Source organism: Alistipes sp. Marseille-P2263 (genome assembly GCF_018101075.1).
Classification (GTDB): domain Bacteria; phylum Bacteroidota; class Bacteroidia; order Bacteroidales; family Rikenellaceae; genus Alistipes; species Alistipes dispar.
Genome location: NZ_JAGQEJ010000003.1, coordinates 287,387 through 313,726 on the forward strand (window position 1 = coordinate 287,387; position 26,340 = coordinate 313,726).

The following is a 26,340-nucleotide window of genomic DNA, read 5'->3' on the forward strand; positions in this document are numbered from 1 at the left end:
ACACAAACGGCGGGAATTTCCGGAAAAATCCGTATATTTAAGGGCCGCATCCAAAAATCGCCCGCCCCATGAACCCGCTCGTGCACACGCTTCTTCCGGCCGCCGTTCTGCTGTCCGTCCTTCCGGCCGCCTCCCAGTCGTCCAATCCCTTCGCGGAACAGGTTCTGCGTTACCCGCAGGAGAAGCTCCACGTCCACACCGACAAGGACACCTATGTGGCAGGAGACACGATCTGGCTGCGTGCGCGGTGCGTCGATGCCGCCTCGCACCGTCCGGTGGCGGCGAGCCGCTACGTCTATGCCGAACTCCGCGACGAATCGGGCGCGCTCGTGCGGCGGATCAAAATACTCCGCCGCGATTCGCTCTACGCGGGCTATCTTCCCGTTCCGACGGACGCTCCGGACGGCGACTACACCTTCTCGGCATACACGCGCTTCATGCGGAACCAGGGTGCGGACTACTTCTTCCGCAAGCCCCTTCGGATCGCCGCCTACCGCGGCGCTGCGGGCGAGGTTCCGAAGCCGCGGCCCCGCCCCGCGACGGGCGATTTCGCCGTGACGTTCCACCCCGAAGGCGGTTACCTCGTGCCGGGCCGTTCGTGCCGCGTGGCCTTCAAGGCCCTGACGGATGCAGGCCGTTCGACGGCTGTCGAAGCCGTGCTCCGCGACGACCGGGGCACGACGCTCGACACCGTGCGGACGCGCCGTGCGGGAATGGGCAGTTTCCGGATGGTTCCCGAGGCGGACCGCACCTACCATGCGGTGTGCCGCACCCCTTCGGGCGCCGAGAAGCGCTTCGACCTCCCCGTGCCGAATGCCGCGGCGTGCGTGCTGCAACTCGCGGAACGGGACGGATTCATCGCGGTGAACGTGCTGACGGCAGGATCCTTGCCCGCACGGCTGCGGCTGGTGGTGCACTGCCGGGGCAACCGCTGCTACGACGGAGGCTGGGAACCGGGATTGCTTTTCCGCAGTTCCGATCTGCCGGCGGGCGTGGTGCAATGGCTGTTGCTGGATGCGGCAGGCAACGCCCTTTCCGAACGGCTGCTGTTCAATGAGGGCGCAGACGGAGTGCATGTCTCGCTGCGGGCGGAGAATCCCTCTCCGCGACGCCGGGAGCGTGCGGATTTCTCGGTCCGCCTGACCGACAGCGCGGGAAATCCCCTGCGCGGGGAGTTCTCGGTTTCGGTGACGGACCGCAACGCCGTGCCCGACCCCGTCTCGGGCGACATCCGCACGACGCTGCTGCTCACCTCCGACCTGCGGGGATATGTCGAATGCCCCGGGAGTTATTTCCGGAGCGACGATCCCGAAGCCCGTGCGGCGCTCGACGAACTGATGCTGACGCAGGGCTGGAGACGCTACGACGTGCCGGCCCTCCTGCGCGGAGAGTACGCCGAGCCGGAGTACGCGCTCGAAGCGGGACAGCAGATCTCCGGACGGATCGTCCGGGCCGGGCTGGTGAACACCCGCAAGCGGCTCGGGAAGTACCGGATGGCGATGATCGTGCCCCGTTACGGCTACCTGGCCGAAGCTCCGGTCCGGGCGGACGGATGCTTCGATCTCGACGGTTTCGATTTCCCCGACAGCACGGCATTCGTGCTGCGGCCGCAGACGACGACAGGGCGGATGCGCAATGCCTTCGTGAAGGTCGATCCCGAGACTTTCCCCGAGAACGGGATTCCGGCGCCCTATCCGGCCACCGGAGCCGGCGATGCGGAGGCGCTGTTCCGCACGGCGCTGGCCTACGTCGGATACATGGGCTCGGCCGACCTGCGGAACGTGCTCATAGACCCCGTGGAGGTGCGGGCGAAGCGGGAGATTCCCCGGACGCTGGAGGAGCGCAAGGCGGTTTACTCCTGGGATGCGGAGCGGATCGCCGATATGGGAGTCCACACGATCCTCGACTGCATCGAACGGATGCCGGGAATACGCAGGCGGGAGAACGTGTTTCTCTATCAGGGACGGGCCGTTTTCTTCATGTGCGACGGAGTGCTTTACGATGACCTCGAAGAATCGCTCCCGGCATTCTCCGCTCCGACGGCGATCGACCGTAATCGCACCGTCAAAAGAATAAATATGGCGGGGCCTGGCGTTCCGGATACTGATTCGGATCTTGGCTCGGAGCCTGGTTCGGATACCAATGCCTCTGATACCCATCTCGCGCAGGCCGTTGCGGCGCCCATAGGGCAATATTCCGATCTGCCTCCCTTTGTGAATCTGCCGCTGGAATGGGTCGATCGGATCGACATACTGGACCGATTCTCCGGCCGGTTCCTGTCCGGACGCGATAACGGCATCATCGCCGTCACGCTGAAATCCTACGAAGAGATTTCGGCTCTCGATACGGGCGAGAGTATCGACGTGGGAATCGTCTCGCCGTTGGGCTATCAGACGCCTGCGGAGTTCTACTCCCCGGCTTACGAGACGCCGGAGAGCCGCGACAGCCACACGCCCGATTTCCGCACGACGCTCTACTGGAATCCCTGCATCCGCACCGATGCCGACGGCCGGGCGGCTTTCGGATTCCGGACCTCCGACGCCCCGGCCGACTTCCGGATCGACATCGAGGGGCTGACTCCCGACGGACAGCCGGTCGTGCATGCCGAGTAGCGGATGCGGCGGCAGTCCCGGCCGGGACGCCGGGACTGCCTGCGGATATTCCGGTGGGGAGAGGTCCTCAAAGACCGGAAAGAGGGCGGGGATTCCGGCCGGAGGAATGGGTGGTGTCCCGGGCAGGAGGCCGCCGATCCTCCGGAATCCTTCCGATACGGCGTTTGAAGTCCCGCACGATCTGCCGGCCCAGTCCGGACACCGTGCTGTCCACCTTGTGAATCTCGACGGGCGTCACCAGATTCTTGTATTTGGCCCTTCCCAGCCGGAACTTCATGTCGTCCAGATTGCCCGTGATGTTCAGCCCCAGCTTGAAGGGAATCGGCGACTTGAGGATGGAAATGTGGTAGTCGAAATTCATGTCCAGGTCCTGCGTGCCTCCCACGGCCGCCCGGTAGCGGTCCATGGCGACGGCGAAGGGATAAACGGTGACGTATCCGTCCTTGACGCTGATATTCACGGCAATGCTGTCGATCAGGTTCCGCTCCTTGTTCTTGAAGAAGAATTTCTTGGAGATTTCGGCGAAGGTCTCGCCGTCCATCAGCACGAGGCTGTCGCCCCGGAGGCGGATGGCCGAACGAAGGGTCGGAATCCGGATGTTGAGCGCCGAGTCCAGATCGGCCTCCGCCGAGACATCGAAATCGACCGTTCCCCGGAACGACCGCAGCATGGGCACGATGCTGTCGAGCGACGGGGTGAATTCGACCAGCTTTCCGACATTGATGCGCCGCAGGCGGAAATCGAATCCGACGTATCCCCGCTCGGGCCGCACGGCCTGGTAGAGCAGCGTCGTGTGCATGACCGCATCCAGCCCCTTCATGGCCAGACCCTTCAGGTGCACGGTCCCGTCGCGGACGTCCACGGCGCCGCGCACGTCCTCGAAAACGAATTTGCCGTAGCGCACGCGGCGGAAGTCGGTGTGCAGCGCGAAGTCGATGTTTTTCGGAACGACGAAGAGTTTCAGATCGGTGGCCGCGGTGTCCGCCTCGATGTGCAGGGTGTCGGCCGGGAACGAGACGGCGCGGATCAGCTGGTTGCAATTCAGATTCCGCGACGAGAGCGAAAGCTCGGCGCGCAGGGGCCTGCGGCGGCGCATGGCGCCGTAGAGGTCGCGCACGACGCCGCTGGCCGTCAGGTCGGAGCGCCCAATGCGCATGGTGGCGTTCCGTAGCGTGACGGCGCGGTTCCCCACCGTCACGGAGGTCTTCTCCATGCGGATCGGCAGGGCGCACTGCGGCGTGGAGACCACCAGACGGCTGAATCCGACGATCCCTTCGGGTATCCACACCGAATCGCGCAGCTTCTCGGCCGTCACGCCGATTCCGGCCCGGTCCATTCCCATCCGGGAATCCCCGACGCGGCAGAACAGCGTGTCGGCTTCGAGCGCGAGCCCCACCTTCGGTTTCGCGGGATCGCGCTTCCCGGGTTGCAGACGGACGGTCGCCGTGCCCCGACCGCAGAAAAGACTCAGGGAGTCGCCCGCGGCGGCCTTCAGCCGGTTGAGCGTCATCGTGCACTCCATGCGGGCGATACGGGTCGTGTCCTGGGGGTTCGTCGTCCGGACCGTCGCCGCCAGCCGCTCCATCGAGGAGGAGAGCCGCGGCGAGCGGAGAGAGGCGTGCCGTATCTCGGCTTCGGCGTCCAGGCGGTCGTCCCCGGCGAACGAGAGCGAAGCGCTGCTCGTGAATTCGAACTTCCGGGCCGTATCCCGGAGCGCCAGGCTGTCCATGACCACCCGTCCCCGGGCCCGGATACGCCCGAGGTCGCGGTTCCTGAGCGCCGAAAGACGGCAGCTCATCCGCAGCTCGACCTCCAGCTTTCCGGAAAGGGAGACCCCTTCCTGCAACGGGAAAGTCTGCGCCAGGGCCGTCAAGTCCACCGCGGACTTCGTATGGAACGAGACGAGCGGATCGTCCAGCAGGTTCTTCACCTCGGCATCGGCCAGAATATCGGTGTGCGCACCCTTGAAGCGGAAAATCTCCAGATTGCAGAACGACGGCTCGCGGCGCATGGGATCGACCTGTCCCACGAGACGGGCATCCAGCGCATCCACCCCGTAGGGCATTCCGGCATAGCGGGCCGAAGCGTCCTTTATCTCGGCATCGAGCGTGGTGAGCGGAAGCGCCTGCCTTCCATAGGGGCCCTTCACCGCACCGCTGATGCGCACCTCGCCGTCGGCGGCGACCTCCCCGCGCTTCAGCACGCTCTCCGGAATCATGTGCAGCACGGTCTCCAGCGAGGGAGCGTGCAGCCCGTAGCGCAGGTCGAGAAGCAGCGCCCCGGCCGCCGCCGTGTCGCGCCGCACGGTTCCCGTCAGGTCCAGCTCCGTGCCGTTGATACCGAGCAGGGCGTCGTGCAGCGTGAGCGTGCGCTGCGCCCGGTCCAGTTCGACGGAGGCGCGCAGACGGGTGGCCACGCGATTGACCAGCAGTTCGCCGTCCTGCCAGAAAAGGATGTTCCGGTTCCGGAAATCGAGCGCCAGCATGGAGTGTCCCTCCCCGAGCCGGGCCCTCAGCCTCAGCCCGGCATCCCGGATATTGGCGAAGACCTTCGTTTCGCGGTCGTCGAACGTCACCGAACCATGACGCAGCGCGACGTGCCGGACGGAGATTTCACTGACGGTCCGCACGGTATCCGCCGTTGTATCCGCCGCCGTGCCGGACGCAAGCGTGTCGGCGGAGGGGAGGATGTCCCAGTTCGCACGCCCCGTCCCGTCCCGGAAGGCATAGACGTCGGCACTGTCCAACGAGAGTTTCAGTATGTCGATTTTCCGGTGTCTCAGGTAGCTGACCGGATTGAAGACCAGCACGGCCTTGCGGAACGTGAGCAGCGTGTCGGTCCGCTGCCAAAGCGTGTCGCGGAGTGCCGTCGAAACCAGCGTGCCGTCCGTCAGTTTCACGCCGAACCGCGGAAAGGTGGAGAAAAAGGTCAGCTCCACGCCGCCCATCCGCAGCCGGGCGTTCAGACTCCGGTCGGCGATCCGCTCCACGACGGGCGTCAGCTTCGAGGGCGTGAAAACGAAGTTCAGCACGACGGCCGTGCCGACGAGCAGCAACAGCAGCACGCTTCCCGCCGAAACGGCGCTTATCCGGATGATTCTCTTCATGCGACGGTCCATTGGCAAATCCTCCTCTTTTTCAGCAAAGATAACGATTTTTCGGAGACATCGCACCGGATGCCGGGACATATCCCGGGCCGTCCGCCGCTCGGGACGGTCCGGAATCGGCATGCGGCATAACCTTCGGTGCGGTGGACGGCTGCGGGAAACGAACCGGCCGGGAGGAAGGGCGGCAGATGCCCCGCGGCAAGGGAGGCGACGAATGCAAAAGATTCAGGACAGACAACGAAAAACCCTGCAAACCTCGGTGTTTGCAGGGTTTCCTTGTGGAGAATACGAGATTCGAACTCGTGACCTCTTGCATGCCATGCAAGCGCTCTAGCCAGCTGAGCTAATCCCCCGTTGCGGGGGCAAAGATAATCGGATTTTTCGATTCTCACAAGATTTGCCCGAAAAAATTTCCGGTCCGTTTTCCGGACATTCGGATCTTCCGCCGCCGGAATCGGAGAAAATCGCGTATATTTGCAGAAACAGCAGGCTGCAAACCGTTCGGCCTGCGGCCGGAGGTCCCGGGCGAACGAACGGCCGGGCGGCTCCGCACGCAGAAGGACGGTCCGCCCCGGCCGGAACGCCGCGGAAGCGCCTCGGCACACGAAAAAAAATGCAAGACGAGAAACCATGGAAAACAGAATCTGCTCCCTGTTCGGAATCCGCTACCCCATCGTCGCGGGCGGCATGATCTGGTGCAGCGGCTGGCGGCTGGCCGCCGCCGTGAGCGAAGCGGGCGGCCTGGGGCTGATCGGCTCCGGCTCGATGACGCCCGACCTGCTGCGCGAACATATCCGCCGCTGCCGCGAAGCCACACGGAAACCCTTCGGCGTGAACGTCCCGCTCATGTACCGGTATGCCGACCAGATCATCGAAACGGTCATCGAGGAGCGCGTGCCGGTCGTCTTCACCTCGGCGGGCGACCCGAAGAACCGGACGGCACAATTGCACGAAGCCGGCTGCAAGGTGGCGCACGTCGTGTCGAGCTCGAAATTCGCCCGCAAGAGCGAGGAGGCGGGCGTGGACGCCGTCGTGGCCGAAGGGTTCGAGGCCGGCGGACACAACGGCCGCGAGGAGACCCCGACGATGGTCCTCACGCCCCACGTGCGCCGGGCGGTGCGGATTCCGCTGCTGGCGGCGGGAGGCATCGCCACGGGACGGGGAATGCTGGCGGCTTTCGCCCTCGGGGCCGAAGGCGTGCAGCTGGGCACGCGGTTCGCGCTGACCCGGGAAAGCTCGGCCAGCGAGGAGTTCAAGAGGCTGTGCCTCTCGCTCGAAGAGGGCGGCACGACACTGGCGCTGAAGAAGCTCGCCCCGACACGCCTGGTGCGCAACGACTTCTGCCGGGCCGTGGAGGAGGCTGAGAGCCGCGGCGCGACGGCCGAAGAGCTTTCGGCGCTGCTCGGGCGCGGCCGGCCGAAGCGGGGAATCTTCGAGGGCGACCTCTCGGAAGGCGAACTGGAGATCGGACAGGCAGCCTCGCTGCTCCGCGACCTGCCCCCGGCCGGGGAGGTCGTCCGGCAGATCGTCCGCGAATACGACGAGGCGCTGCCGACGCTCGGGCGGCTCGGCCCGCTCTGAACGCGCCGGACGCTTCGAATGCGCCGGACACGGGGCGCTACCCGAGTTTCATCACCTCGTCGATGCCCATTTCGCGGTAGGTCGATTCCAGCTCCTCGCCGCGGTCCGAGATGACCAGCAGCTTGTCGCCCAGCCGCAGCTCGGTCTTGCCCTGCGGCACGAAATACTCCCCGTCGCGGCAGATCATCATGACCAGCGTATTCTCGGGCAGCACGATGTCCTTGAGCGTATGCCCGCTCTCGAGCATGCTCTCGTTGACCTCGACCTCGGTCAGCACCGACTTCATGTCCTCGTGCATATTGACGTCGAAGGCCGATTCGCGCTCCTCGTAGGCCAGTCCCAGCAGGTTGGCCATGCCGCTGACGGTCGTGCCCTGCACCAGCAGCGAGATGATCGTCGAGAGGAAGACCACGTTGAACAGCAGGTCGGCGTACTCGACGTCGTCCATCATCGGATAGATGGCGAAGAGGATCGGCACGGCGCCGCGGAGCCCCACCCACGAAATGTAGAGCCGCGCCCGGGCCGTGAACTTCCGGAACGGCAGCAGGCAGGCGAAGACCGACAACGGCCGCGCGACGAGGATGAGGAAGAAGCCCACGGAGCAGCCGAGGATCAGCACCTCGGGTTGCAGCAGTTCGTCGCTATTGACGAACAGTCCCAGCGTGAGGAACATCACGATCTGCATGAGCCACGTGAAACCGTCGAAAAAGACCGTCAGGGGCCGTTTCTGCACCAGTTTGTGATTGCCGATGACCAGTCCCGAGAGATAGACGGCCAAGTAGCCGTTGCCGCCCACCAGATCCGTGAAGGCGAACGAAAAGAAGACGAAGGCCAGCAGCAGCACGACGTAGAGCGAGTGGTTCGCCAGTCCGATGCGGTTGATCGTCCACACGGCCAGCCGTCCGACGAGGTAGCCGGAGAGGGCTCCGACGACCATCTGCACGACGAACGCCACGACCGACATGCCCAGCCCGACGTGCTCCGACGTGTTCGACAGCACGCCGATGAGCAGGATCGTGAGCATGTAGGCCATCGGATCGTTCGAACCGCTCTCCAGCTCGAGCAGCGGCCGCAGGTGCTCCTTCAGCCCCTGCTTCTTGCTTCGCAGGATCGAAAAGACCGAGGCCGAATCGGTCGAGGACATCGTGGAAGCCAGCAGCAGCGCCAGCGCGAAAGGCATCTCCAGCCCCAGCCACGGCGCGATGAGCCATACGAAGCCCGCCAGGACGAGGGCCGTCATCACCACGCCCGCCGTGGCCAGCACGACACCCGGCCCGATGATCGGCCGGATCTCCCGGAAGGAGGTGTCCATGCCGCCTGTGAACAGAATGACGCACAGCGACATCATGCCGATGAACTGGGTGATATCGACCGAACGGTAGGAGATGAAATCCAGTCCGAACAACATGCCCACCCCGAGGAAGAGCAGCAACGCCGGCGCCCCGAAACGATAGGCCACCTTACCGGCCAGCACCGCCACGAAAAGCAGCAGCGCCCCCACCAACACGATATTCTCTCCGCTTAAATTTATCATCGTCTCAACAATTTAACCTGAATCTCTACGAACCGGGCCCCGCCGCATCCCGTCAGGCAAGGAAGGCCGGCAATTCCCGGCATCCGAAAAATCGTGCCGCAAACACGCCTCCGCCCCGGAAACCGTCTCCGCGCGCACCGCCCGGACCCGGCATCGCCGCACATGCGGCGGCGGAATCCAAAGGACCGACACGCATCCGGAGCCACCGGACAACGCAGGGATGCGCTCCGGAAGACCGGAACGTCCGCCAAATGAGAAACCGGCGCAGACGGCAGCCGCAACGGCCCGCGCGCCGCGGACCGGCGAAGCAGACCGGCGAAGCAGACCGGGGGCCGGGACGAAACGCCGGAATCCGGGCTCCGAATGCCGCGTCAGATGCACGCAACGCGATCGGAGACCGTGCGCGGCCGCAACCGGGCAGCCGCGCCGAGACAGGAAGCCGGCGAACTCAGGAAGCGCGGACAACAGTCCCGCATGTCCGAACGACCCGCTCGAACGCAAAGCTATGAAAAAAATCGGAATATTCCGCCCCTCCCATGAAAAAGGAGGACCATACGGCCCGAAAAACATACGGTCCGGACAACGGGTCCGAAGGAGCCGCACCGCCGGAACGGCTCACTGCGGAATGAAGGTGTAGGTGATGGTCCCCTGCTGACGCGCCGGGGCCGAAGAGTCGATATTGAAGGACGAGACGCGCGCGGCATGCAGGGCGGCTTCGCGCATGCAGTCGTCGCCGCCCTCCGCGACGCGCGCCGAAACCACCTCGCCGGCGCGGTTCACCACGATCGCCACCACCACTTCGCCGCCCCCCTCGCACCGGTAGGCCGGCACGCTCAGATCGACCGACTGCCGCACGGGGTTCTTCAGCGAGAAGGAGACCGTGACGCGCCCCTTCACCTTCCGGTCCTCGTGCCGTCCCTCCTCCCGGCCCCGGCGGCCCTCACGGATCGCCCGCTCCTCGGCCAGGCCCTGTTCGTAGGCTTCGCGGTTGGCGCGCATGCGCGCCTCGGCCTCGGCGGCGGCATCGTTCAGCGCCGCGGCGTTCGTGCCGCGGTCGTCCCGGAGTTTCTCGTTCAGCGCATTCTCGTTCGACACCTCGTTGCGGATACTCCGCCAGTCGATCTCCTCGCCCTCCTGCTGCCGGCGGCGCACCTCCTCCGCGAGGCGGTCGCGCTCCTGCTCCAGTTCGGCGAGCGACTGCAAGTCGATGAACATGCCCTGCTGGTGGGGCCGGCGCCCCACCACGATCTTCGACGAGACGAAGGCGATCATCAGCACCAGATAGGCGATCAGCGTGATGCACAACCCGATACGGTGGTCGTACGCCCACTCCCCGGCATCCTCCCGGCGGTTGTCGAACGGCAGGCGGAGGCGTGCCCTGCGCGGACGGCCTTCCGCCGCGCCGGCGTTCTCTCCGGAGGCCGCGCCTCTCCCGGCCGGAACGCTCCGGCCGGCACGGGAACGCCCCGACGTCCGGGCTCCGCCCGGCACGCCGTCCGCCGCCGCATCCGGCCGCGTCCGTTCCGCTCCGTCCCCGGCTTCCCGGCTCCTTCCGGAGTCCTCCGTATGCTCGTGCTCTTTCGAAGACATGTCGTTTCGGGATTTCAGCGCAAAAGTAGTGTTTTTTACCGTATTTTTATTACCTTTACGAAAAATTAACCGCACCCGGAGCGCTGGAGCCGAAATTTGGTTTTGCGCCCGAGTTGCATTATCTTTGCGTGCAAATTACCATGAATCCGCTTATGACAACCAAACAACAAACGCTCAAGGCTCCGATCTCGTTCTCGGGCAAGGGCCTGCACACGGGCGTCAAAGTGACGATGACGGTCAATCCGGCCGAAGCCGGCACGGGCATCGTATTCCGCCGCACCGACATTGAGGGGCAACCGCTCATCCCCGCCCTGTGCGACTACGTGGTGGACACCTCGCGCGGCACGACGATCGAGGCAGGAGGCCACCGCGTCAGCACCATCGAACATATCATGTCGGCGCTCTGGACGCTCGGCGTGGACAACGCCCTGATCGACATAGACGCCCCCGAGACGCCCATCCTCGACGGCTCGGCCCGCGAATACGCCGAGGCCGTCACCCGGACCGGACTGGTGGACCAGGAGGCCGAGCGGCAGTTCTACCACGTCACCGAGAAGATGGTTTACACGATCCCCGAGAAGGGCACGGCGATCATTCTCTACCCCGACGACGAATTTTCGGTGTCGGTGCACGTGGACTACAACTCGAAGGTCATCGGCAACCAGTACGCCACCTTCGAGCCGGGCGACGACTACGCGGGAAAGATCTCACCCTGCCGCACGTTCGTCTTCCTGCACGAACTCGAACCGCTGATGAAGATGAACCTCATCAAGGGAGGCGATCTGGACAACGCGATCGTCGTGGTCGAGAATCCCGTGCCGGACGAGCAGCTCGAACACCTCAAGAAGCTCTTCAACAAGCCCGACATCGAGATCAAGGCGGGCTACCTGAACAACCTCGAGCTGCGCTGCAACAACGAGCTGGCGCGCCACAAGCTCCTCGACCTGCTGGGCGACTTCGCGCTGCTGGGCGTGCGCATCAAGGGCCGCGTATGGGCCACCCGCCCGGGCCACTTCGCCAACACGGAGTTCATGAAACAGCTCAAGCACGCCATCCGCAAGGCCGGCGAGAAACCCCGCTTCACCTACGACTGCCGCAAGCCGGCGCTCTACGACATCAACGCCATCCGCCACATGCTGCCCCACCGCCCGCCGTTCCTGCTCGTGGACCGCATCTTCCACCGCGACGACACGGACGTGGCGGGCATCAAGAACGTGACGATGAACGAGCCGTTCTTCGTGGGCCACTTCCCCGAGGAGCCGGTCATGCCGGGCGTGCTCATCGTCGAGGCCATGGCGCAGTGCAGCGGCATCCTGGTCCTGGGCGGCGTTCCCGACCCGGAGAACTACTCGACCTACTTCATGAAGATCGACGGCGTGAAGTTCAAGCGCAAGGTCGTCCCGGGCGACACGCTGCAATTCGAAATTCACCTGCTGGAGCCCATCCGCCGCGGCGTGGCCGTGGTCGAGGGCAAAGCCTTCGTCGGCGAGTCGCTCGCCTGCGAGGCGATCATGATGGCGCAGGTCGTCAAGAACAAAAAGTAGCGCGGCGATGATAAGCAAACTTGCCTACGTCCACCCCGAAGCCAGGCTCGGGGCCGACGTGACGGTGGAACCGTTCGCCTGCATCGCAGCCGACGTCGTGATCGGCGACGGCTGCTGGATCGGTCCCGGCGCCGTGATCCACGACGGAGCGCGCCTCGGCCGCTGCTGCAAGGTCCACACGGCCGCCTCGGTGTCGTGTCTGCCGCAGGACCTGAAGTTCGCCGGCGAGAAGACCGTGTGCGAGATCGGCGACCACAACGACATCCGCGAATACGTCACCATCAGCCGCGGCACGGCCTCCACGGGCACGACGCGCATAGGATCGCACAACCTGCTGATGGCCTACACCCACATCGGCCACGACTGCGTGGTGGGCAGCCACTGCGTCATCGCCAACCGCGTCTCGCTCGCGGGCGAGGTGCATGTCGGCGACTGGGTGGTCATCGGCGGCCACGCGGCCATCCACCAGTGGACCCACATCGGCGAACACTCGATGATCCAGGGCGGCGCGCTGCTCGGGCAGGACCTGCCGCCGTTCGTCATCGTGCGCAACGACACGCTCCGTTTCGCCGGCATCAACAAGATCGGACTTTCGCGCCGCGGCTTCACGCAGGAGCGCATCGCCGAGATCCACGACGCCTGCCGCATCCTCTTCCAGAGCGGACTGAACTACATGGCCGCCTGCGACGAGGTCGAGCGCATCGTGCCGCAGAGCGACGAGCGCGACTCGCTCGTGCGGTTCATCCGCACCTCGAAACGCGGCGTCATCAAACCCTACGAGACGCGGAGCCGCGAGGAGTGAGCCTCCGTTCCGCGGGGCGGCATGCGGGGGACCTGCCTTCCGGGGAGGTTCCCCGTTTCGTCGCGGAGAGGCGCGCCGTGCGTCAAAATTTTTCCTATAAATATTTGTATATCGGATTTTTTCACTATATTTGCGTTGTCGAAAGACGAAGCGAAGCGGAAAGGGGACGGAAAGTCCCCTTCTTTCATAGTTGCACACGACCGAAAAACAGCGATATGATCGACACGAAAAAGATAACCGAAGCGGCGGAACGCCATCTCGAAGGGACCGACATGTTCGTCGTGGAGTGCACCTCGACGCCGGGCAACGAAATCGAACTGACGATCGACAGCGACACGTCGGTCGGCATCGACGCCTGCGTGGCGCTGAGCCGCGCCGTGGAGGCCGACCTCGACCGCGATGCGGAGGACTTCTCGCTGACGGTCGCCTCGGCGGGCATCGGCTCCGAGCTGCGCACGCTGCGACAGTACCGCAAACTCGTCGGGCGCCCGGTGGAGGTGCTGCTCACGAACGGCGTGAAGATCCTGGCCCACCTCGACGAGGCGACCGACGAGGGCGTCACCCTCTCCTACGAGGAGAAGCAGGCCGTGGAGGGCAGGAAGCGCAAGCAGCCGGTGAAGGTCACGCGCTCGTATCCCTTCGCGCAGATCAAGTACACGAAGGAGTGGCTGGATTTCAAATAGCGCCCGGCCGCCTGCGGCGCAGGACGGCATGCAAAGGAACGAAATATACAAAGACAGATAATTAGCACACAATGGACAACCTGAATTTGATCAGCAACTTTGCCGAGTTCAAAGAGCTGAAGAACATCGACAAACCGACGATGATCGGCGTATTGGAGGACGTCTTCCGCCACGCGCTTCAGAAACAGTACGAAACGGACGAGAATTTCGACGTCATCATCAACCCCGAGAAGGGCGACCTCGAAATCTGGCGCAACCGGACCGTCGTGGAGGACGGCGCCGTGGAGAATCCCAACATGCAGATCGCCGTGTCGGAGGTGAAGGCCATCGACCCGACCTACGAGATCGGCGACGAATACGCCGACGAGATCAAGCTCTCGTCGTTCGGCCGCCGCACGGTGCTGTCGCTGCGGCAGAACCTCGCCTCGCGCATCCTCGATCTGGAGAAGGCCAGCCTCTACGAGAAGTACTCGGAGAAGGTCGGCGAGATCGTGACGGGCGAAGTCTATCAGGTCTGGAAGAGGGAGGTGCTCATCCTCGACGACGAGGAGAACGAGCTGATCCTTCCCAAGGCCGAGCAGATTCCCAACGACTTCTACCGCAAGGGCGACACGATCAAGGCCATCGTCAAGTCGGTCGAGATGAACAACAACCAGCCGCGCATCATTCTCTCGCGCACGGCCAACCAGTTCCTCGAGCGGTTGTTCGAACAGGAGGTTCCCGAGATTTTCGACGGCCTGATCACCATCAAGAAGATCGTCCGCATCCCCGGCGAACGCGCCAAGGTGGCCGTGGAATCCTACGACGAACGCATCGACCCGGTGGGCGCCTGCGTCGGCATGAAGGGCTCGCGCATCTACTCGATCGTCAAGGAGCTGCGCAACGAGAACATCGACGTGGTGAACTACACGGCCAACACGCAACTGATGATCCAGCGGGCGCTCAATCCCGCGAAGATCTCGTCGATCACCATAGACGAGGAGAAGAAGACCGCCTCGGTTTACCTCAAGCCCGACCAGGTGTCGCTGGCCATCGGCAAGGGCGGCCTGAACATCCGCCTCTCGAAGATGCTCACGGGCTACGACATCGACGTCTATCGCGAGATCGAGGAGGAGGACGTGGCCCTCACGGAGTTCGCCGACGAGATCGACGGCTGGATCATCGACGCGCTGAAGAGCGCCGGCTGCGACACGGCCAAGAGCGTGCTGGAGCTGCCCGTCGAGGAGATCGCCGCCCGCGCCGACCTCGAACTGGAGCAGGCGCAGAAGGTCGTCGAGATTCTGAAGGCCGAGTTCGAATAACCAAAACCGAAAGAAAGGAGAACAATACGATATGGGTAATGAAAGAAAATTAAGGCTCATTCAGGTTGCCAAGGAGTTCAACGTGGGTATCAACACCATCACGGACTTCCTGCACAAGAAGGGCATCAAGAGCGACGGATCGCCCAATACGCTGGTCGATGCGGAGACTTATGCCGTTCTGGAGAAGGAGTTCGGGTCGAACCGCGCCGCCGCGAGCGCACGCAACTCGATCCGCGAACGCATCTCCCTGAAGCAGACGACCATCACACTCGAGGAGGCTAAGAAGCAGGAGCGCGAGGAGGAAAAGGAGGTCGTCATCAAAAGCAACGTGATCAGCGTGAAGGACGAGATCCCGCAGATGAAGATTCTCGGCAAGATCGACCTCTCGCCCAAACCCAAGCCCGCTCCGGCCCCGGCGCCCCAGCCCGCGCCCGCGAAGACGGAGGCTCCCGCCCCGAAGGCGGAGGCCCCCGCGCCGGCACAACCCGAGAAGAGCGCCCCGGCAGCGCCCGCGGCTCCGGCACAGGCAGCACCCGCTCCCGCACGGGAGGAGCCGAAAGCCGCGGCCCCGGCAACCCCGGCCGCCGCGCCGGCACAGCCCGAAGCCCCGGAGAAGACGGCTTCGGCCTCCGCTCCGGCAGCCGAAGCGCCCAAGGCCGAAGCGCCGAAGGAGGAGGCGCCGAAAGACAACATCTTCCGCCCGGCAACGGTGACCCTCACGGGTCCGCAGGTGCTCGGCACGATGGACGTGTCGGGCTTCGTCCCCGGCGGCAAGCACAAGCGCAAACGCCTCCAGAAGGAGAAGGTGGACGTTTCGAAGGCCCAGAAAGGAGGCTCGCAGGGCGGCGGCAAGCAGGGTCAGGGCGGCCAGGGCGGCAACGGCGGCAGCCGTCCCGGCGGCGGGCAGGACCGCAACCGCGGCGGACAGCAGAACCAGCCCCGTCCGGGCGAAGGACGCCGCAACAAGAACAAGAACACGCCCAAACCGGTCGTCCGCCCCGAAGTGAGCGACGAGGAGGTTTCGAAGCAGGTGAAGGACACCCTGGCCCGTCTGACGGCCAAGGGCGCCAAGACCAAGGCGGCGAAATACCGCAAGGAGAAGCGCGAAGCCGTGGCCGAACGCATGAGCGAAGAGTTCGAACGTTCGGAACAGGAGCGTTCGACGCTCAAGGTCACCGAGTTCGTCACCGTGAGCGAGCTGGCCACGATGATGAACGTCCCGCCCACCGAAGTCATCACGGCCTGCATGAACCTCGGACTGATGGTGTCGATCAACCAGCGTCTCGACGCCGAGGCGCTCGTGGTCGTGGCCGAGGAGTTCGGCTACAAGGTCGAATTCGTTTCCGTGGAGATTCAGGAGGCCATCGCCGACGACCACGAGGACAAGGAGGAGGACCTCGTACCGCGTCCGCCGATCGTGACGGTCATGGGACACGTGGACCACGGCAAGACCTCGCTGCTGGACAACATCCGCAAGACGAACGTCATCGAAGGCGAGGCGGGCGGCATCACGCAGCATATCGGCGCATACAGCGTCGAGCTGAACGGCCAGAAGATCACCTTCCTCGACACCCCGGGCCACGAGGCCTTCACGGCCATGCGCGCCCGCGGCGCGAAGATCACCGACGTGGCCATCATCATCGTGGCGGCCGACGACAACGTGATGCCGCAGACGATCGAGGCGATCAACCACGCGCAGGCCGCCGGCGTGCCGATGGTCTTCGCCATCAACAAGATCGACAAGCCCAACGCCAACCCCGACCACATCAAGGAGCAGCTCTCGCAGATGAACTACCTCGTGGAGTCGTGGGGCGGCAAATACCAGGACCAGGAGATTTCGGCCAAGAAGGGGCTGAACCTCGACAAGCTGCTCGAAAAGGTGCTGCTCGAGGCCGAGATGCTCGACCTGAAGGCCAACCCGAACAAAAAGGCCGTCGGCACGGTGATCGAATCGACGCTCGACAAGGGACGCGGCTACGTCTCGACGGTGCTGGTGCAGGCCGGCACGCTGCATGTCGGCGACGTGATCCTCTCGGGGACCTTCACCGGCCGCGTGAAGGCCATGTTCAACGAGAACGGCAAGAAGGTGGCCGAAGCGGGTCCCTCGACGCCCGTGCAGGTGCTGGGTCTCAACGGCGCCCCGCAGGCCGGCGACACGTTCAACGTGATGGAGGACGACCGCTCGGCGCGCGAGATCGCCAACAAGCGCGAGCAGTTGCAGCGCATGCAGGGCATCATGACCCAGAAGCACGTGACGCTCGACGAGATCGGACGCCGCATCGCCATCGGATCGTTCAAGGAGCTCAACATCATCGTCAAGGGCGACGTGGACGGCTCCGTGGAAGCCATGTCCGGATCGCTCATCAAGCTCTCGAAGGAGACCGTGCAGGTCAATGTCATCCACGCCGCCGTGGGCCAGATTTCGGAGTCCGACGTGCTGCTGGCCGCCGCCTCGAACGCCATCATCGTCGGCTTCCAGGTGCGTCCGTCGGCCGCTGCGCGCAAGGTGGCCGAGAAGGAGGAGATCGAAATCCGCCTCTACTCGATCATCTACGACGCCATCAACGACATCAAGGACGCCATCGAGGGCATGCTCGAACCGGTGATGAAGGAGGAGATCGTGGCTTCGGTCGAGGTGCTGGAGATCTTCAAGATCTCGAAGGTCGGAACCGTGGCGGGCTGCGTCGTGCGCGAAGGCAAGTTGCAGCGCTCTACCCCGATCCGCGTCATCCGCGACGGCATCGTGATCTACACCGGCAAGCTCGGATCGCTCAAGCGGTTCAAGGACGACGTGAAGGAGGTGGCCTCGGGTCAGGACTGCGGTCTGAACATCGAATCGTTCAACGACATCCGCGTGGGCGACATCGTCGAAGGATACGAACAGGTGGAGGTCAAACGCAAATAACGGCCGATCGGGTCGGGACCGCCGCACGGCGGCCCCGACCGGCGGGAAGCGACTGAAAAGGGAATAGGAACGGAAGCAGACAAGAATCAAAACCAATATCCCAAACACACAACATGAATACGCAGATCAAATTTACGACTCCCGAAGAGGCCGTCAAGGTCATCAAATCGGGCGATCATGTGCACCTGAGCTCCGTGGCATCGGCTCCGCAGTGCCTGATCAACGCCATGTGCAAGCGCGGAGAGGCCGGCGAACTGAAGGACGTGCACGTCCATCACCTCCACACGGAGGGTCCGGCCCCCTATGCCGATCCGAAATTCGAGGGCGTCTTCCAGCTCGACTCGTTCTTCGTGGGCAGCAACGTCCGCAAGGTGACGCAGAGCGGCTACGCCGACTACATTCCGATCTTCCTGAGCGAAACCCAGCGGCTGTACCGCTGCGGCGCCGTGCCGTGCAACGTGGCGATGATCCAGGTCTGCCCGCCCGACAAGCACGGCTACGTGTCGCTCGGCACGTCGGTGGACGCGACGCTGGCCGCCGTGGAGTGCGCCGACTACGTGATCGCCGTGGTGAATAAGCACGTGCCCCGTTCGTTCGGCCAGGCGATGATCCCCATGTCGAAGATCGACCTCTTCGTGGAGGACGACACGCCGCTCATGGAGGCGCACTTCTCCGAGCCCAACGAGGTCGAGACGGCCATCGGCAAGCACTGCGCCGCGCTGATCGAGGACGGCGCGACGCTCCAGATGGGCATCGGCGCCATTCCCAATGCCGTGCTGGCACAACTGGGAGGCCACAAGAACCTCGGCATCCACACCGAAATGTTCGCCGACGGCGTGCTGCCGCTCGTCGAGAAGGGCGTCATCAACGGCGAGGCCAAGAAGACCGACCCGGGCAAGATGGTCTCGACCTTCCTGATGGGTTCGCAGAAGGTTTACGACTTCATCGACGACAACCCCGGCGTGCTGATGATGGACGTGGGCTACACGAACGACCCCTACATCATCTCGCAGAACGACCGCATGACGGCCATCAACTCGGCCCTGCAAGTCGATCTGACAGGCCAGGTGTGCGCCGACTCGCTCGGCACGAAGTTCTGGTCGGGAGTGGGCGGCCAAATCGACTTCGTCTATGGCGCGTCGCTGTCGAAGGGCGGCAAGGCGATCATCGCCATGCCTTCGATCACGAACAAGGGCGTCTCGAAGATCGCCCCGGTGCTCACGGCCGGCGCGGGCGTCGTGACCACGCGCAACCACATCCACTGGTTCGTCACGGAGAACGGAGCCGTCGATCTCTACGGCAAGACGCTGCAGGAGCGCGCCCGGCTGATTATCTCGGTGGCACACCCCTCGGCGCAGGAGGAACTCGACCGGGCCGCCTTCGAGCGTTTCGGCGAACACCACCACTACGTCAAGAAGTACATGAGCGAAAACTAACCGCCGCCGATCGCGGCCCCACGCACGCGGGATTCCGGCTTCGGTCCGGAATTCCGCGTCTTTTTTCTGTCTGAAACGTTTTTTAATATGTTTCATTTGGTTTCGATAGAAAAATATTTTATTTTTGTGAGGATATACAGGCAAAACAAAATCGTTATCGTGCGGACACACTCAAATAATCATACGTTTCAATTCAAATCAAAAACTACTATGAGACTCTCAACAACCAAAACCCTCATCGGCTCGCTGTGCGGGGCCGCCATGCTCTCCGCCGGCCTCGTCTCCTGCGCTCCGAAACACAACACGCTCTCCGAGGCGGAAATCGCCGACGGCTGGCAGCTCCTCTTCGACGGCAAGACGCTCGACCAGTGGAAGGACTTCAACGGCGACTCGCTGACGCAGCCCTGGACCGTCGTGGACGGCTGCATCCAGGCCAAAGGCGGCGGCAGCGACCTGTCGGGCTATATCGTGACGAAGAAAGAGTACGAAAACTTCATCCTCGACTGGGAGTGGAAACTTTCGCACGGCGGAAACAGCGGCATGCTGTACCACGTGGTCGAAGATCCCTATTTCAAGGTTCCCTACGTGACCGGTCCCGAATACCAGCTCATCGACGAGGAGGGCTGGGAGGAAGTGAACGCCCCGACGAAGCTCGAGGAGTGGCAGCGCCTGGGCGTGGATTACGCCATGCACCTGCCCGACAAGGCCGCCATGCAGGTCAATCCGCAGGGCGAATGGAATTCGTCGCGCATCGTCTTCGACAACGGCCACGTGGAGCACTGGCTCAACGGCAAGAAGATTCTCGAGTTCGAGGCGTGGACCGACGACTGGTTCGCCCGCAAGCACAGCGGCAAATGGGAGACCGCTCCCGAATACGGTCTGGCCCGCAAGGGCGTGATCTGCCTCCAGGACCACGGCGACCCGGCTTCGTTCCGCAACATCAAGATCAAGGAGCTGCCCCGCAAGGCCGGCAAGGAGGTCGCGCTCTTCAACGGCAAGGACCTCACCGGCTGGGAGGCTTACGGCACGGAGAAGTGGTATGTGGACAAGGAGAGCAACCTCGTCTGCGAAAGCGGTCCGGACAAGCAGTACGGCTACCTGGCCACGCGCGACTACTATAACGACTTCGACCTCACGGTGGAGTTCAAACAACTGGCCAACGGCAACTCGGGCGTCTTCTTCCGCTCGTTCGTGGAGCCTCCCGTGAAGGTTCACGGCTGGCAGTGCGAAGTGGCTCCCAAGAACTTCGACACGGCGGGCATCTACGAATCCTACGGCCGCGGCTGGCTCGTGCAGATTCCCGAGGAGAAGGAGTCGATCCTCAAGGAGGGCGAGTGGAACACGCTGCGCCTGCGCGTCGAGGGCGACCACGTCCAGACGTGGCTCAACGGCGAGCCGATGGTGGACATCCGCGACGAGAAGATCGGCGCCGCACAGGGCCGCATCGCGCTCCAGATCCACGACGGCGGCGGTATCAAGGTGCAGTGGCGCAACCTGAAACTCACCGAGCTGTAAACCGAACGACAACCTGAAAAACGACACTCATGGGAATCAACAGAAGAAACTTCCTGAAAACGGCCGGCGGTCTGGCGTTGCTGACGATCGTCCCGAGCCGGGTGCTGGGAGGCCCAAAGCATGTCGCCCCGAGCGACCAGCTCACCAAGGGCATCATCGGCACGGGCGGCATCGGCCGCAGCAGCTACCACTTCACCAGCGACGAGCAGTGCCGGCTGGTGGCCCTCTGCGACGTGGACAAGAACCACCTGGCGAGCGCCGTCGAACTGGGCAAACAGAAATTCGGCCAGAAGTTGCAGACCTACCATTTCTACCGCGACCTGATCAACGATCCGAACGTGGACATCGTGCACATCGCCACCCCGCCCCACTGGCACGGAATCATGGCCGTCGAGGCCGCCCGCGCCGGAAAGGACATCTGGTGCGAAAAGCCTATGACACGCACGATCGGCGAGGGCAAGCGCGTGATGGAGGCCGTCAAACGGAACGGCCGCATCTTCCGCCTGAACACCTGGTTCCGCTTCCAAGACACCTTCTACGGCCTCGGCACGACCGTCCAGCCGCTCAAGAAGCTCGTGGACAGCGGCATGCTCGGCTGGCCGCTGAAGGTCACCATCTCCGGAGCCACGGGCTTCACCTGGAAATTCTTTTGGGTGGGCAAGGAGAACCTCACGCCGCAGCCCGTGCCCGCCGCGCTGGATTACGACCTCTGGCTGGGTCCGGCTCCCTACAAGCCCTACAATGCGCACCGCACGCACCAGACCTTCCGCGGCTACTGGGACTACGACGGCGGCGGCCTGGGCGACATGGGACAGCACTACATGGACCCCGTGCAGTACCTGCTGGGCAAGGACAATACCTCGCCCGTGAAGGTCGAGGTGGACGCCCCGCAGCAGCATCCCGACGCCATCGGCATCTGGCGCAGGATCGTCTATACCTACGAGGACGGCTGCCAGATCGTCCTCGAGGGCGAAGGCTTCGAGAGCGAGGGCAAAGTGCCCTACATCGAAGGTCCGAAAGGCAAAGTTTACAAGGGATTCGAATGCACGATTCCGGACGTGATGAACAAGCTCGCCGAGCTGCCCGATCCGGAGCCGCAGAACACCGATTTCATCAAGTGCATTCGCAACCGCGAACGCTTCGCGCTCGACGAAATCAAGGGCTACCACAGCGCGACGCTGGTGAACATGGCCCTCTGCGCGCTGCGGCTCAACCGCACGCTCCGTTTCGATCCCGCGAAGCAGCTCTTCGTCGGCGATGACGCGGCCAACCGGCTGATCGACCAACCGATGCGCGCACCGTGGAAAATCTGATCCGTAACGTCCAAAACATGCACACCATGAAGAAAATACTCGTCATATTGCTCGCCTCCTGCCTCCTGCCGCTGGCCGCAGGGGCGCAGGACGCCCGGCAGCGCTCCGCCACGACCATCGTCGCCGATGCGCTGGCGCAGCTCCCGGCCCAGACCTCCGAAGTCTATAACGGCCTCATGCGGGAACTGGCATCGACCGGCGCCGCGGGCGTCCGGGAGATGGCCGGCATGCTCGTGCCCGCCGACAAGGGACAGAACGCCGTCGTGGAGTACGCCCTGAACGGCGTAGCCGACTACGTGACCGGTGAAGGGCTCGACGCGGCCCGCGCCGAGGTCCGCAAGGGGCTGGCCGAAGGAATCGCCGCCTGCACGGACAAGCCCAACCAGGCATTCCTGCTCTCGCTGCTCCAGATCTGCTCCACCGAAGAGGACATTCCGGTATTCGTGAAATATGCGGACGACGACTACCTGGCCGACGCGGCCGTGCGGGGCCTCGTCTCGACGCCCGGAAGCGAGGAGGCCGTTCTCTCGCTGATGCAGAACGCCCCGCGGCCTTCGGCTCTGCTGGCCTATGCCGCCTCGAAACGTCCGAGCGAGGGAGCCGAGGAGATCCTCCTCTCGTGGCTGACCGACTACCAGACCGACAACGCCACGAAAGAGGCAGTTTACAACGCCCTGGCCGCCTGCGGCGGCAAGAGCTCGCTCAGGACGCTGGCCGATGCGGCCGCCGCTTCGGACTACGACTTCGGCAAGACCGACGCCACGAGCGCCTACATCCGGCTGGTGAACCGCCTCGCCGACGAAGGCGACACGAAGAGCGCCCTCGCCGCAGCCCGTTCGCTGGCGAAGGCCACGGCGCGCACGAACGTGCGCGCCGCCGCCCTGCAGATCATTCTCCGGACGGATGTCAAAAAGCGCACGCAGAACCTGCTCGCCGCCCTCCGGGACGGCGACCGGGAGTACCGCGGCGCGGCGCTCGACTTCGCCGGCGACTTCGCCGACGAGGCGCTCTACGCCGCTGTCGTCCGGAAGATGCCCTCGCTGACCGAACAGGCCCGCACGGACATCGTGAACTGGCTCGGTGCACGCCATGCCGCCTCGCAGACCGACGCCGTCGTGGCGATGATCGGCTCCGACGACGACGAACTGGCCGCGGCGGCGATCCGCGCTGCCGGGAAGATCGGCGGTACGAAGGCCTTGGAAGCCCTGATCGCCTGCCTCGACGGCCCGCACGCCGCAGAGGCGAGCGCTGCGCTGCTGGCGTTCAACGGCAATGTGAACGAAGGTGTGCTCGCGGCGCTCGACGGCGCCCCCTCCACGCAGGTTCACGCGCTCAAACTGGCGGCCGCCCGCCGGATCGCTCCCGCTGCGGACAAGGTGTTCGCCCTGCTCGCATCGGAGGATGCCGCCGTGCGGACCGCCGCAGCCGACGCCCTGGCGGGTGTCACGACCGTCGGGGATTTCGACCGCCTCTGCGACCTGCTCGACCAAACCTCGGGAGAGGAGATGCGGAAGGTACAGGACGGTCTGAAGAACGCCCTCGCCGCACAACCGGCCGACGTACAGTTCGATAAGGTCTCCGCACGGATGGCCGCCGCGAAGGAGCGGACGCGCTACTACCCGCTGCTCGCCCAGGCAGGCAGCCGCGAAGCGATCGACGCCCTGCTCGCAGCGGACGACCGCGACGCCGCCTTCGCCGCACTGCTGACGGTGGACAACGCCGAAATGATCGGCGTGCTGTCCGATCTGGCCGCGCGGAACCCGGCATGGAAAGACAAGGCCCTCGCCCGCTATACGGATTTCGTGGCGACCTACGCTCCGGCCGAAGAGCGTCCCGCGCTTTACTGCAAAGGGCTCGAGGCCGACCCCTCGGCCGACGTGCAGAACCGGCTGCTCCGCGCGCTGGCCGCGACCTACTCGTTCCCCTCGATCGAGGTGGCGGCCCGCTATCTCGGTACGCCCGCAACGGCCGAAGCGGCGGCATTCGCCGTCAAGACCATCGCGGCGAAGAACCCCGGCATGGGCGGCGAGACGGTCGTAAACGCACTCGAAAAGGCGCAGGAAGTATATGCCGCGCTGGCCAAGTCGGATGCCGACGCCGGCTATGCCGTGGACGAGATCAAGGGGCTGCTGGCCAAATATGCGGCCGTTCCGCGCTTCGAGCTCTCGCCCGAAGAGGCGGCCGAAGGCTTCGAGGTGCTCTTCGACGGACTCTCGATGGAGAAATGGACCGGCAATACGACCAACTACGTGCCCCTCGACGGCACGATCGACGTGACGGCGCAGTACGGCGGTTCGGGCAACCTCTACACGAAAAAGGAGTACGGCGACTTCGTTCTGCGCTTCGAGTTCGCGTTCGTCCGCCCGGGCGTGAACAACGGAATCGGTATCCGCACCCCGATGGGCGTCGATGCCGCCTTCCACGGCATGGAGATTCAGGTGCTCGACCACGACGATCCGATCTACAAGAACATCGAGATCTACCAGCAGCACGGATCGGTTTACGGCGTCATCCCGGCCAAGCGCGTCAAGTTCGGCGAGTTGGGAACCTGGAACGTCGAGGAGATCCGCGCCGTAGGCGACCGGATCACGGTGACGGTGAACGGCGAGGTGATTCTCGACGGCAACATCCGCAAAGCCTGCAAGGGACACAACGTCGCCCCCGACGGTTCGACGAAGAATCCCTACACGGTGGACGGACGCAACCACCCGGGACTCTTCAACAAGAAGGGACACATCGGCCTGCTGGGCCACGGTCCGGGTATCCGTTTCCGCAACATCCGCGTCAAGGAGCTCTGATCTTCCGACACGACGACAAAAAGCCTGCTCTCCGGAGCGGGCTTTTTGCATTCGGAAGCACGGGGTTTCGGAATAAAATCGTATCTTTGTGCATGGAAGCGGAGGTCGGCCGTAACTTCCGTCCGCTGCCGCTTCCGGAACACACCAGCGCAAACAACAATGACCGCTTCCGCATCATCCGGTGCGGGTCCCGTGACGATCGTAGCCATCGGCGCGGGAAACCGCACGAACAAGTATCTGGAATACGCCGTCCGGCATCCCGAGCGGCTGAAACTCGTCGGCGTCGTGGAACTCAACCCGCTCCGCCGCCGCACCGTCGCCGAAAAATTCGGACTCGGCGCCGCGCAATGTTTCGAGAATTACGACCGGTTTTTCGAGAACCCCGTCCCGGCCGACGCCGTGCTGATCGCCACACCCGAAAACATGCACTTCGAACCCTGCATGAAGGCCATCGAAGCGGGCTACAACGTCCTGCTGGAGAAGCCCATCGCGCAAACCCTGCCCGAATGCGTCCGGATCGCCGAGGCGGCACGGCGCAAAGGGGTGATCGTAGGGGTCTGCCACGTGTTGCGTTACCATCCCTACTTCATCAAAATCAAGGAGATCGTCGATTCGGGCGAACTCGGGGAGATCATTTCCATCAGCCATATCGCCTCCGTGGGGCTCGACCGCACGACGCACGGATTCGTGCGCGGCATGTGGCGGAAGGAGGAGGTCACGAACCCGATGCTCATTTCGAAATGCTGCCACGACATCGACTTCCTGCTGTGGCTGACCGAGGCACGCTGCCGGAAGCTCTCCTCGTTCGGGTCGCTCCGCTGGTATCGGCGCGAAAACGCCCCGGCCGGCAGTACGGAACGCTGTATCGACTGCCCCGTGGAGAAGGAGTGTCCCTATTCGGCCGTGGACCTCTACTACAACCGCCGGGACTGGATCTCGAATTTCGACGTTCCGGAGGGGTCCACGCTCGACGAGGTACTTCTGCGCGAACTCCGCACGGGAAGTTATGGACGCTGCGTATTCCGCTGCGACAACGACGTCGTGGACCACCAGATCGTCTCGATGGAGATGGACAACGAGATCACGATCTCCTTCTCGATGGACACTTTCACGCTGGGCGACCAGCGCGAAACGCATATCCGCCTGACCCGCGGCGAAATCGACGGAGACGAACGCACGCTCCGCGTCCGCCGGTTCCGGGGCGGGGAGGAACGGATTTTCGACTTCTCTGACATTCTGGGCACGCCGTTCCACGCCGGAGCGGACCTCAATCTGATCGAAGACTTCGTGGACACTCTGAGCCGCCGCGAACACCGCTTCCGCACCTCGATCGACCGCTCCGTCGAGAGCCACCGCATCTGTTACGAAGCCGAGCGCAGCCGCCTTACGGGCCGGACCGTCATCCTGGGAGAGCGCTCCGATCCCGAATAACCGTTATCCGGGTCCGGTTTCCAGCACCGTTCTGATCGACTTGGAGCTGCAATGCATCCAGCTGAGCAACCAGGCTCCGCTGTTCGGGCTATGCCCTGCGGCCTCGAACCGCATCAATACGATCTTCATGAGCACCTATTTCGCGGGCGGCACGCTGGGTACATTCCTCTCGGGCGCCGCATGGGCGCA

At 64.0% G+C, this 26,340-nt stretch carries 15 protein-coding genes, 1 tRNA gene and 1 pseudogene; 13 read left to right on the top strand and 4 right to left on the bottom strand.

The window, feature by feature from the left end; genetic code table 11:
* Window positions 1-68 precede the first annotated feature (68 nt).
* Complete coding sequence (locus KB554_RS05830) at window positions 69-2,612, top strand: hypothetical protein (protein WP_211035184.1); 2,544 nt, start codon at window positions 69-71, stop codon at window positions 2,610-2,612.
* Window positions 2,613-2,679: 67 nt separating this feature from the next.
* On the opposite strand, the gene KB554_RS05835 is transcribed toward KB554_RS05830, so the two are convergent.
* Both KB554_RS05835 and KB554_RS05840 read right to left on the bottom strand, forming a co-directional pair.
* Window positions 2,680-5,730 (bottom strand): AsmA-like C-terminal region-containing protein, encoded by a 3,051-nt coding sequence (locus KB554_RS05835; RefSeq protein ID WP_211035185.1) that lies wholly within the window; start codon window positions 5,728-5,730, stop codon window positions 2,680-2,682.
* Window positions 5,731-5,997: 267 nt separating this feature from the next.
* A tRNA-Ala gene (locus KB554_RS05840) sits at window positions 5,998-6,071 on the bottom strand.
* A 277-nt stretch (window positions 6,072-6,348) separates the two neighbouring features.
* Between KB554_RS05840 and KB554_RS05845 the strand changes: the two genes are divergently transcribed.
* Window positions 6,349-7,299, top strand: coding sequence for a nitronate monooxygenase (locus tag KB554_RS05845; RefSeq protein WP_211035186.1), 951 nt, complete (start codon window positions 6,349-6,351; stop codon window positions 7,297-7,299).
* Window positions 7,300-7,336: 37 nt separating this feature from the next.
* Here KB554_RS05845 and KB554_RS05850 read toward each other — a convergent pair whose 3' ends face one another.
* On the bottom strand, window positions 7,337-8,833 hold the full coding sequence (locus KB554_RS05850) for a potassium/proton antiporter (RefSeq protein ID WP_141427703.1): 1,497 nt from the start codon (window positions 8,831-8,833) through the stop codon (window positions 7,337-7,339).
* A 615-nt stretch (window positions 8,834-9,448) separates the two neighbouring features.
* Complete coding sequence (locus KB554_RS05855) at window positions 9,449-10,423, bottom strand: energy transducer TonB (RefSeq protein ID WP_232522917.1); 975 nt, start codon at window positions 10,421-10,423, stop codon at window positions 9,449-9,451.
* A gap of 152 nt (window positions 10,424-10,575) precedes the next feature.
* Between KB554_RS05855 and KB554_RS05860 the strand changes: the two genes are divergently transcribed.
* The 11 genes and pseudogenes from KB554_RS05860 to KB554_RS13265 all read left to right on the top strand — a co-directional run.
* Window positions 10,576-11,967 (top strand): bifunctional UDP-3-O-[3-hydroxymyristoyl] N-acetylglucosamine deacetylase/3-hydroxyacyl-ACP dehydratase, encoded by a 1,392-nt coding sequence (locus tag KB554_RS05860; protein ID WP_141427704.1) that lies wholly within the window; start codon window positions 10,576-10,578, stop codon window positions 11,965-11,967.
* 7 nt (window positions 11,968-11,974) lie between these two features.
* Window positions 11,975-12,769, top strand: a complete 795-nt coding sequence (lpxA, locus tag KB554_RS05865) for an acyl-ACP--UDP-N-acetylglucosamine O-acyltransferase (protein ID WP_141427705.1) — start codon at window positions 11,975-11,977, stop codon at window positions 12,767-12,769.
* Between the two features lie 215 nt (window positions 12,770-12,984).
* The gene (gene rimP, locus KB554_RS05870; protein WP_141427706.1) at window positions 12,985-13,452 is read left to right on the top strand and encodes a ribosome assembly cofactor RimP; all 468 of its coding nucleotides are present in this window, start codon (window positions 12,985-12,987) and stop codon (window positions 13,450-13,452) included.
* A 71-nt stretch (window positions 13,453-13,523) separates the two neighbouring features.
* Window positions 13,524-14,753, top strand: a complete 1,230-nt coding sequence (gene nusA, locus KB554_RS05875; protein ID WP_211035187.1) for a transcription termination factor NusA — start codon at window positions 13,524-13,526, stop codon at window positions 14,751-14,753.
* A 31-nt stretch (window positions 14,754-14,784) separates the two neighbouring features.
* Entirely contained in the window at window positions 14,785-17,658 is a 2,874-nt protein-coding gene (gene infB / locus KB554_RS05880) for a translation initiation factor IF-2 (protein ID WP_141427708.1), read from the top strand.
* A gap of 113 nt (window positions 17,659-17,771) precedes the next feature.
* Window positions 17,772-19,094, top strand: coding sequence for an acetyl-CoA hydrolase/transferase C-terminal domain-containing protein (locus KB554_RS05885; protein ID WP_141427709.1), 1,323 nt, complete (start codon window positions 17,772-17,774; stop codon window positions 19,092-19,094).
* A gap of 261 nt (window positions 19,095-19,355) precedes the next feature.
* Window positions 19,356-20,609 (top strand): DUF1080 domain-containing protein, encoded by a 1,254-nt coding sequence (locus tag KB554_RS05890; RefSeq protein WP_242116306.1) that lies wholly within the window; start codon window positions 19,356-19,358, stop codon window positions 20,607-20,609.
* A gap of 29 nt (window positions 20,610-20,638) precedes the next feature.
* Window positions 20,639-21,922, top strand: coding sequence for a Gfo/Idh/MocA family oxidoreductase (locus KB554_RS05895; protein WP_141427711.1), 1,284 nt, complete (start codon window positions 20,639-20,641; stop codon window positions 21,920-21,922).
* Between the two features lie 26 nt (window positions 21,923-21,948).
* A complete protein-coding gene (locus tag KB554_RS05900) occupies window positions 21,949-24,720 on the top strand; it encodes a DUF1080 domain-containing protein (RefSeq protein WP_211035189.1) in 2,772 nt (923 codons plus the stop codon).
* A gap of 159 nt (window positions 24,721-24,879) precedes the next feature.
* Complete coding sequence (locus KB554_RS05905) at window positions 24,880-26,151, top strand: Gfo/Idh/MocA family oxidoreductase (protein ID WP_141427713.1); 1,272 nt, start codon at window positions 24,880-24,882, stop codon at window positions 26,149-26,151.
* Window positions 26,152-26,179: 28 nt separating this feature from the next.
* Window positions 26,180-26,340, top strand: a pseudogene (locus KB554_RS13265) (MFS transporter); the annotation flags it as partial.

Coding starts and splice junctions, on each gene's coding strand:
- KB554_RS05855 (WP_232522917.1), bottom strand. CDS start 10,423: ATGTCTTCGAAAGAGCACGAGCATACGGAGGACTCCGGAAGGAGCCGG.
- KB554_RS05890 (WP_242116306.1), top strand. CDS start 19,356: ATGCTCTCCGCCGGCCTCGTCTCCTGCGCTCCGAAACACAACACGCTC.
- KB554_RS05850 (WP_141427703.1), bottom strand. CDS start 8,833: ATGATAAATTTAAGCGGAGAGAATATCGTGTTGGTGGGGGCGCTGCTG.
- KB554_RS05885 (WP_141427709.1), top strand. CDS start 17,772: ATGAATACGCAGATCAAATTTACGACTCCCGAAGAGGCCGTCAAGGTC.
- KB554_RS05860 (WP_141427704.1), top strand. CDS start 10,576: ATGACAACCAAACAACAAACGCTCAAGGCTCCGATCTCGTTCTCGGGC.
- KB554_RS05830 (WP_211035184.1), top strand. CDS start 69: ATGAACCCGCTCGTGCACACGCTTCTTCCGGCCGCCGTTCTGCTGTCC.
- KB554_RS05895 (WP_141427711.1), top strand. CDS start 20,639: ATGGGAATCAACAGAAGAAACTTCCTGAAAACGGCCGGCGGTCTGGCG.
- KB554_RS05835 (WP_211035185.1), bottom strand. CDS start 5,730: ATGGACCGTCGCATGAAGAGAATCATCCGGATAAGCGCCGTTTCGGCG.
- KB554_RS05900 (WP_211035189.1), top strand. CDS start 21,949: ATGAAGAAAATACTCGTCATATTGCTCGCCTCCTGCCTCCTGCCGCTG.
- nusA (WP_211035187.1), top strand. CDS start 13,524: ATGGACAACCTGAATTTGATCAGCAACTTTGCCGAGTTCAAAGAGCTG.
- rimP (WP_141427706.1), top strand. CDS start 12,985: ATGATCGACACGAAAAAGATAACCGAAGCGGCGGAACGCCATCTCGAA.
- KB554_RS05845 (WP_211035186.1), top strand. CDS start 6,349: ATGGAAAACAGAATCTGCTCCCTGTTCGGAATCCGCTACCCCATCGTC.
- lpxA (WP_141427705.1), top strand. CDS start 11,975: ATGATAAGCAAACTTGCCTACGTCCACCCCGAAGCCAGGCTCGGGGCC.
- infB (WP_141427708.1), top strand. CDS start 14,785: ATGGGTAATGAAAGAAAATTAAGGCTCATTCAGGTTGCCAAGGAGTTC.
- KB554_RS05905 (WP_141427713.1), top strand. CDS start 24,880: ATGACCGCTTCCGCATCATCCGGTGCGGGTCCCGTGACGATCGTAGCC.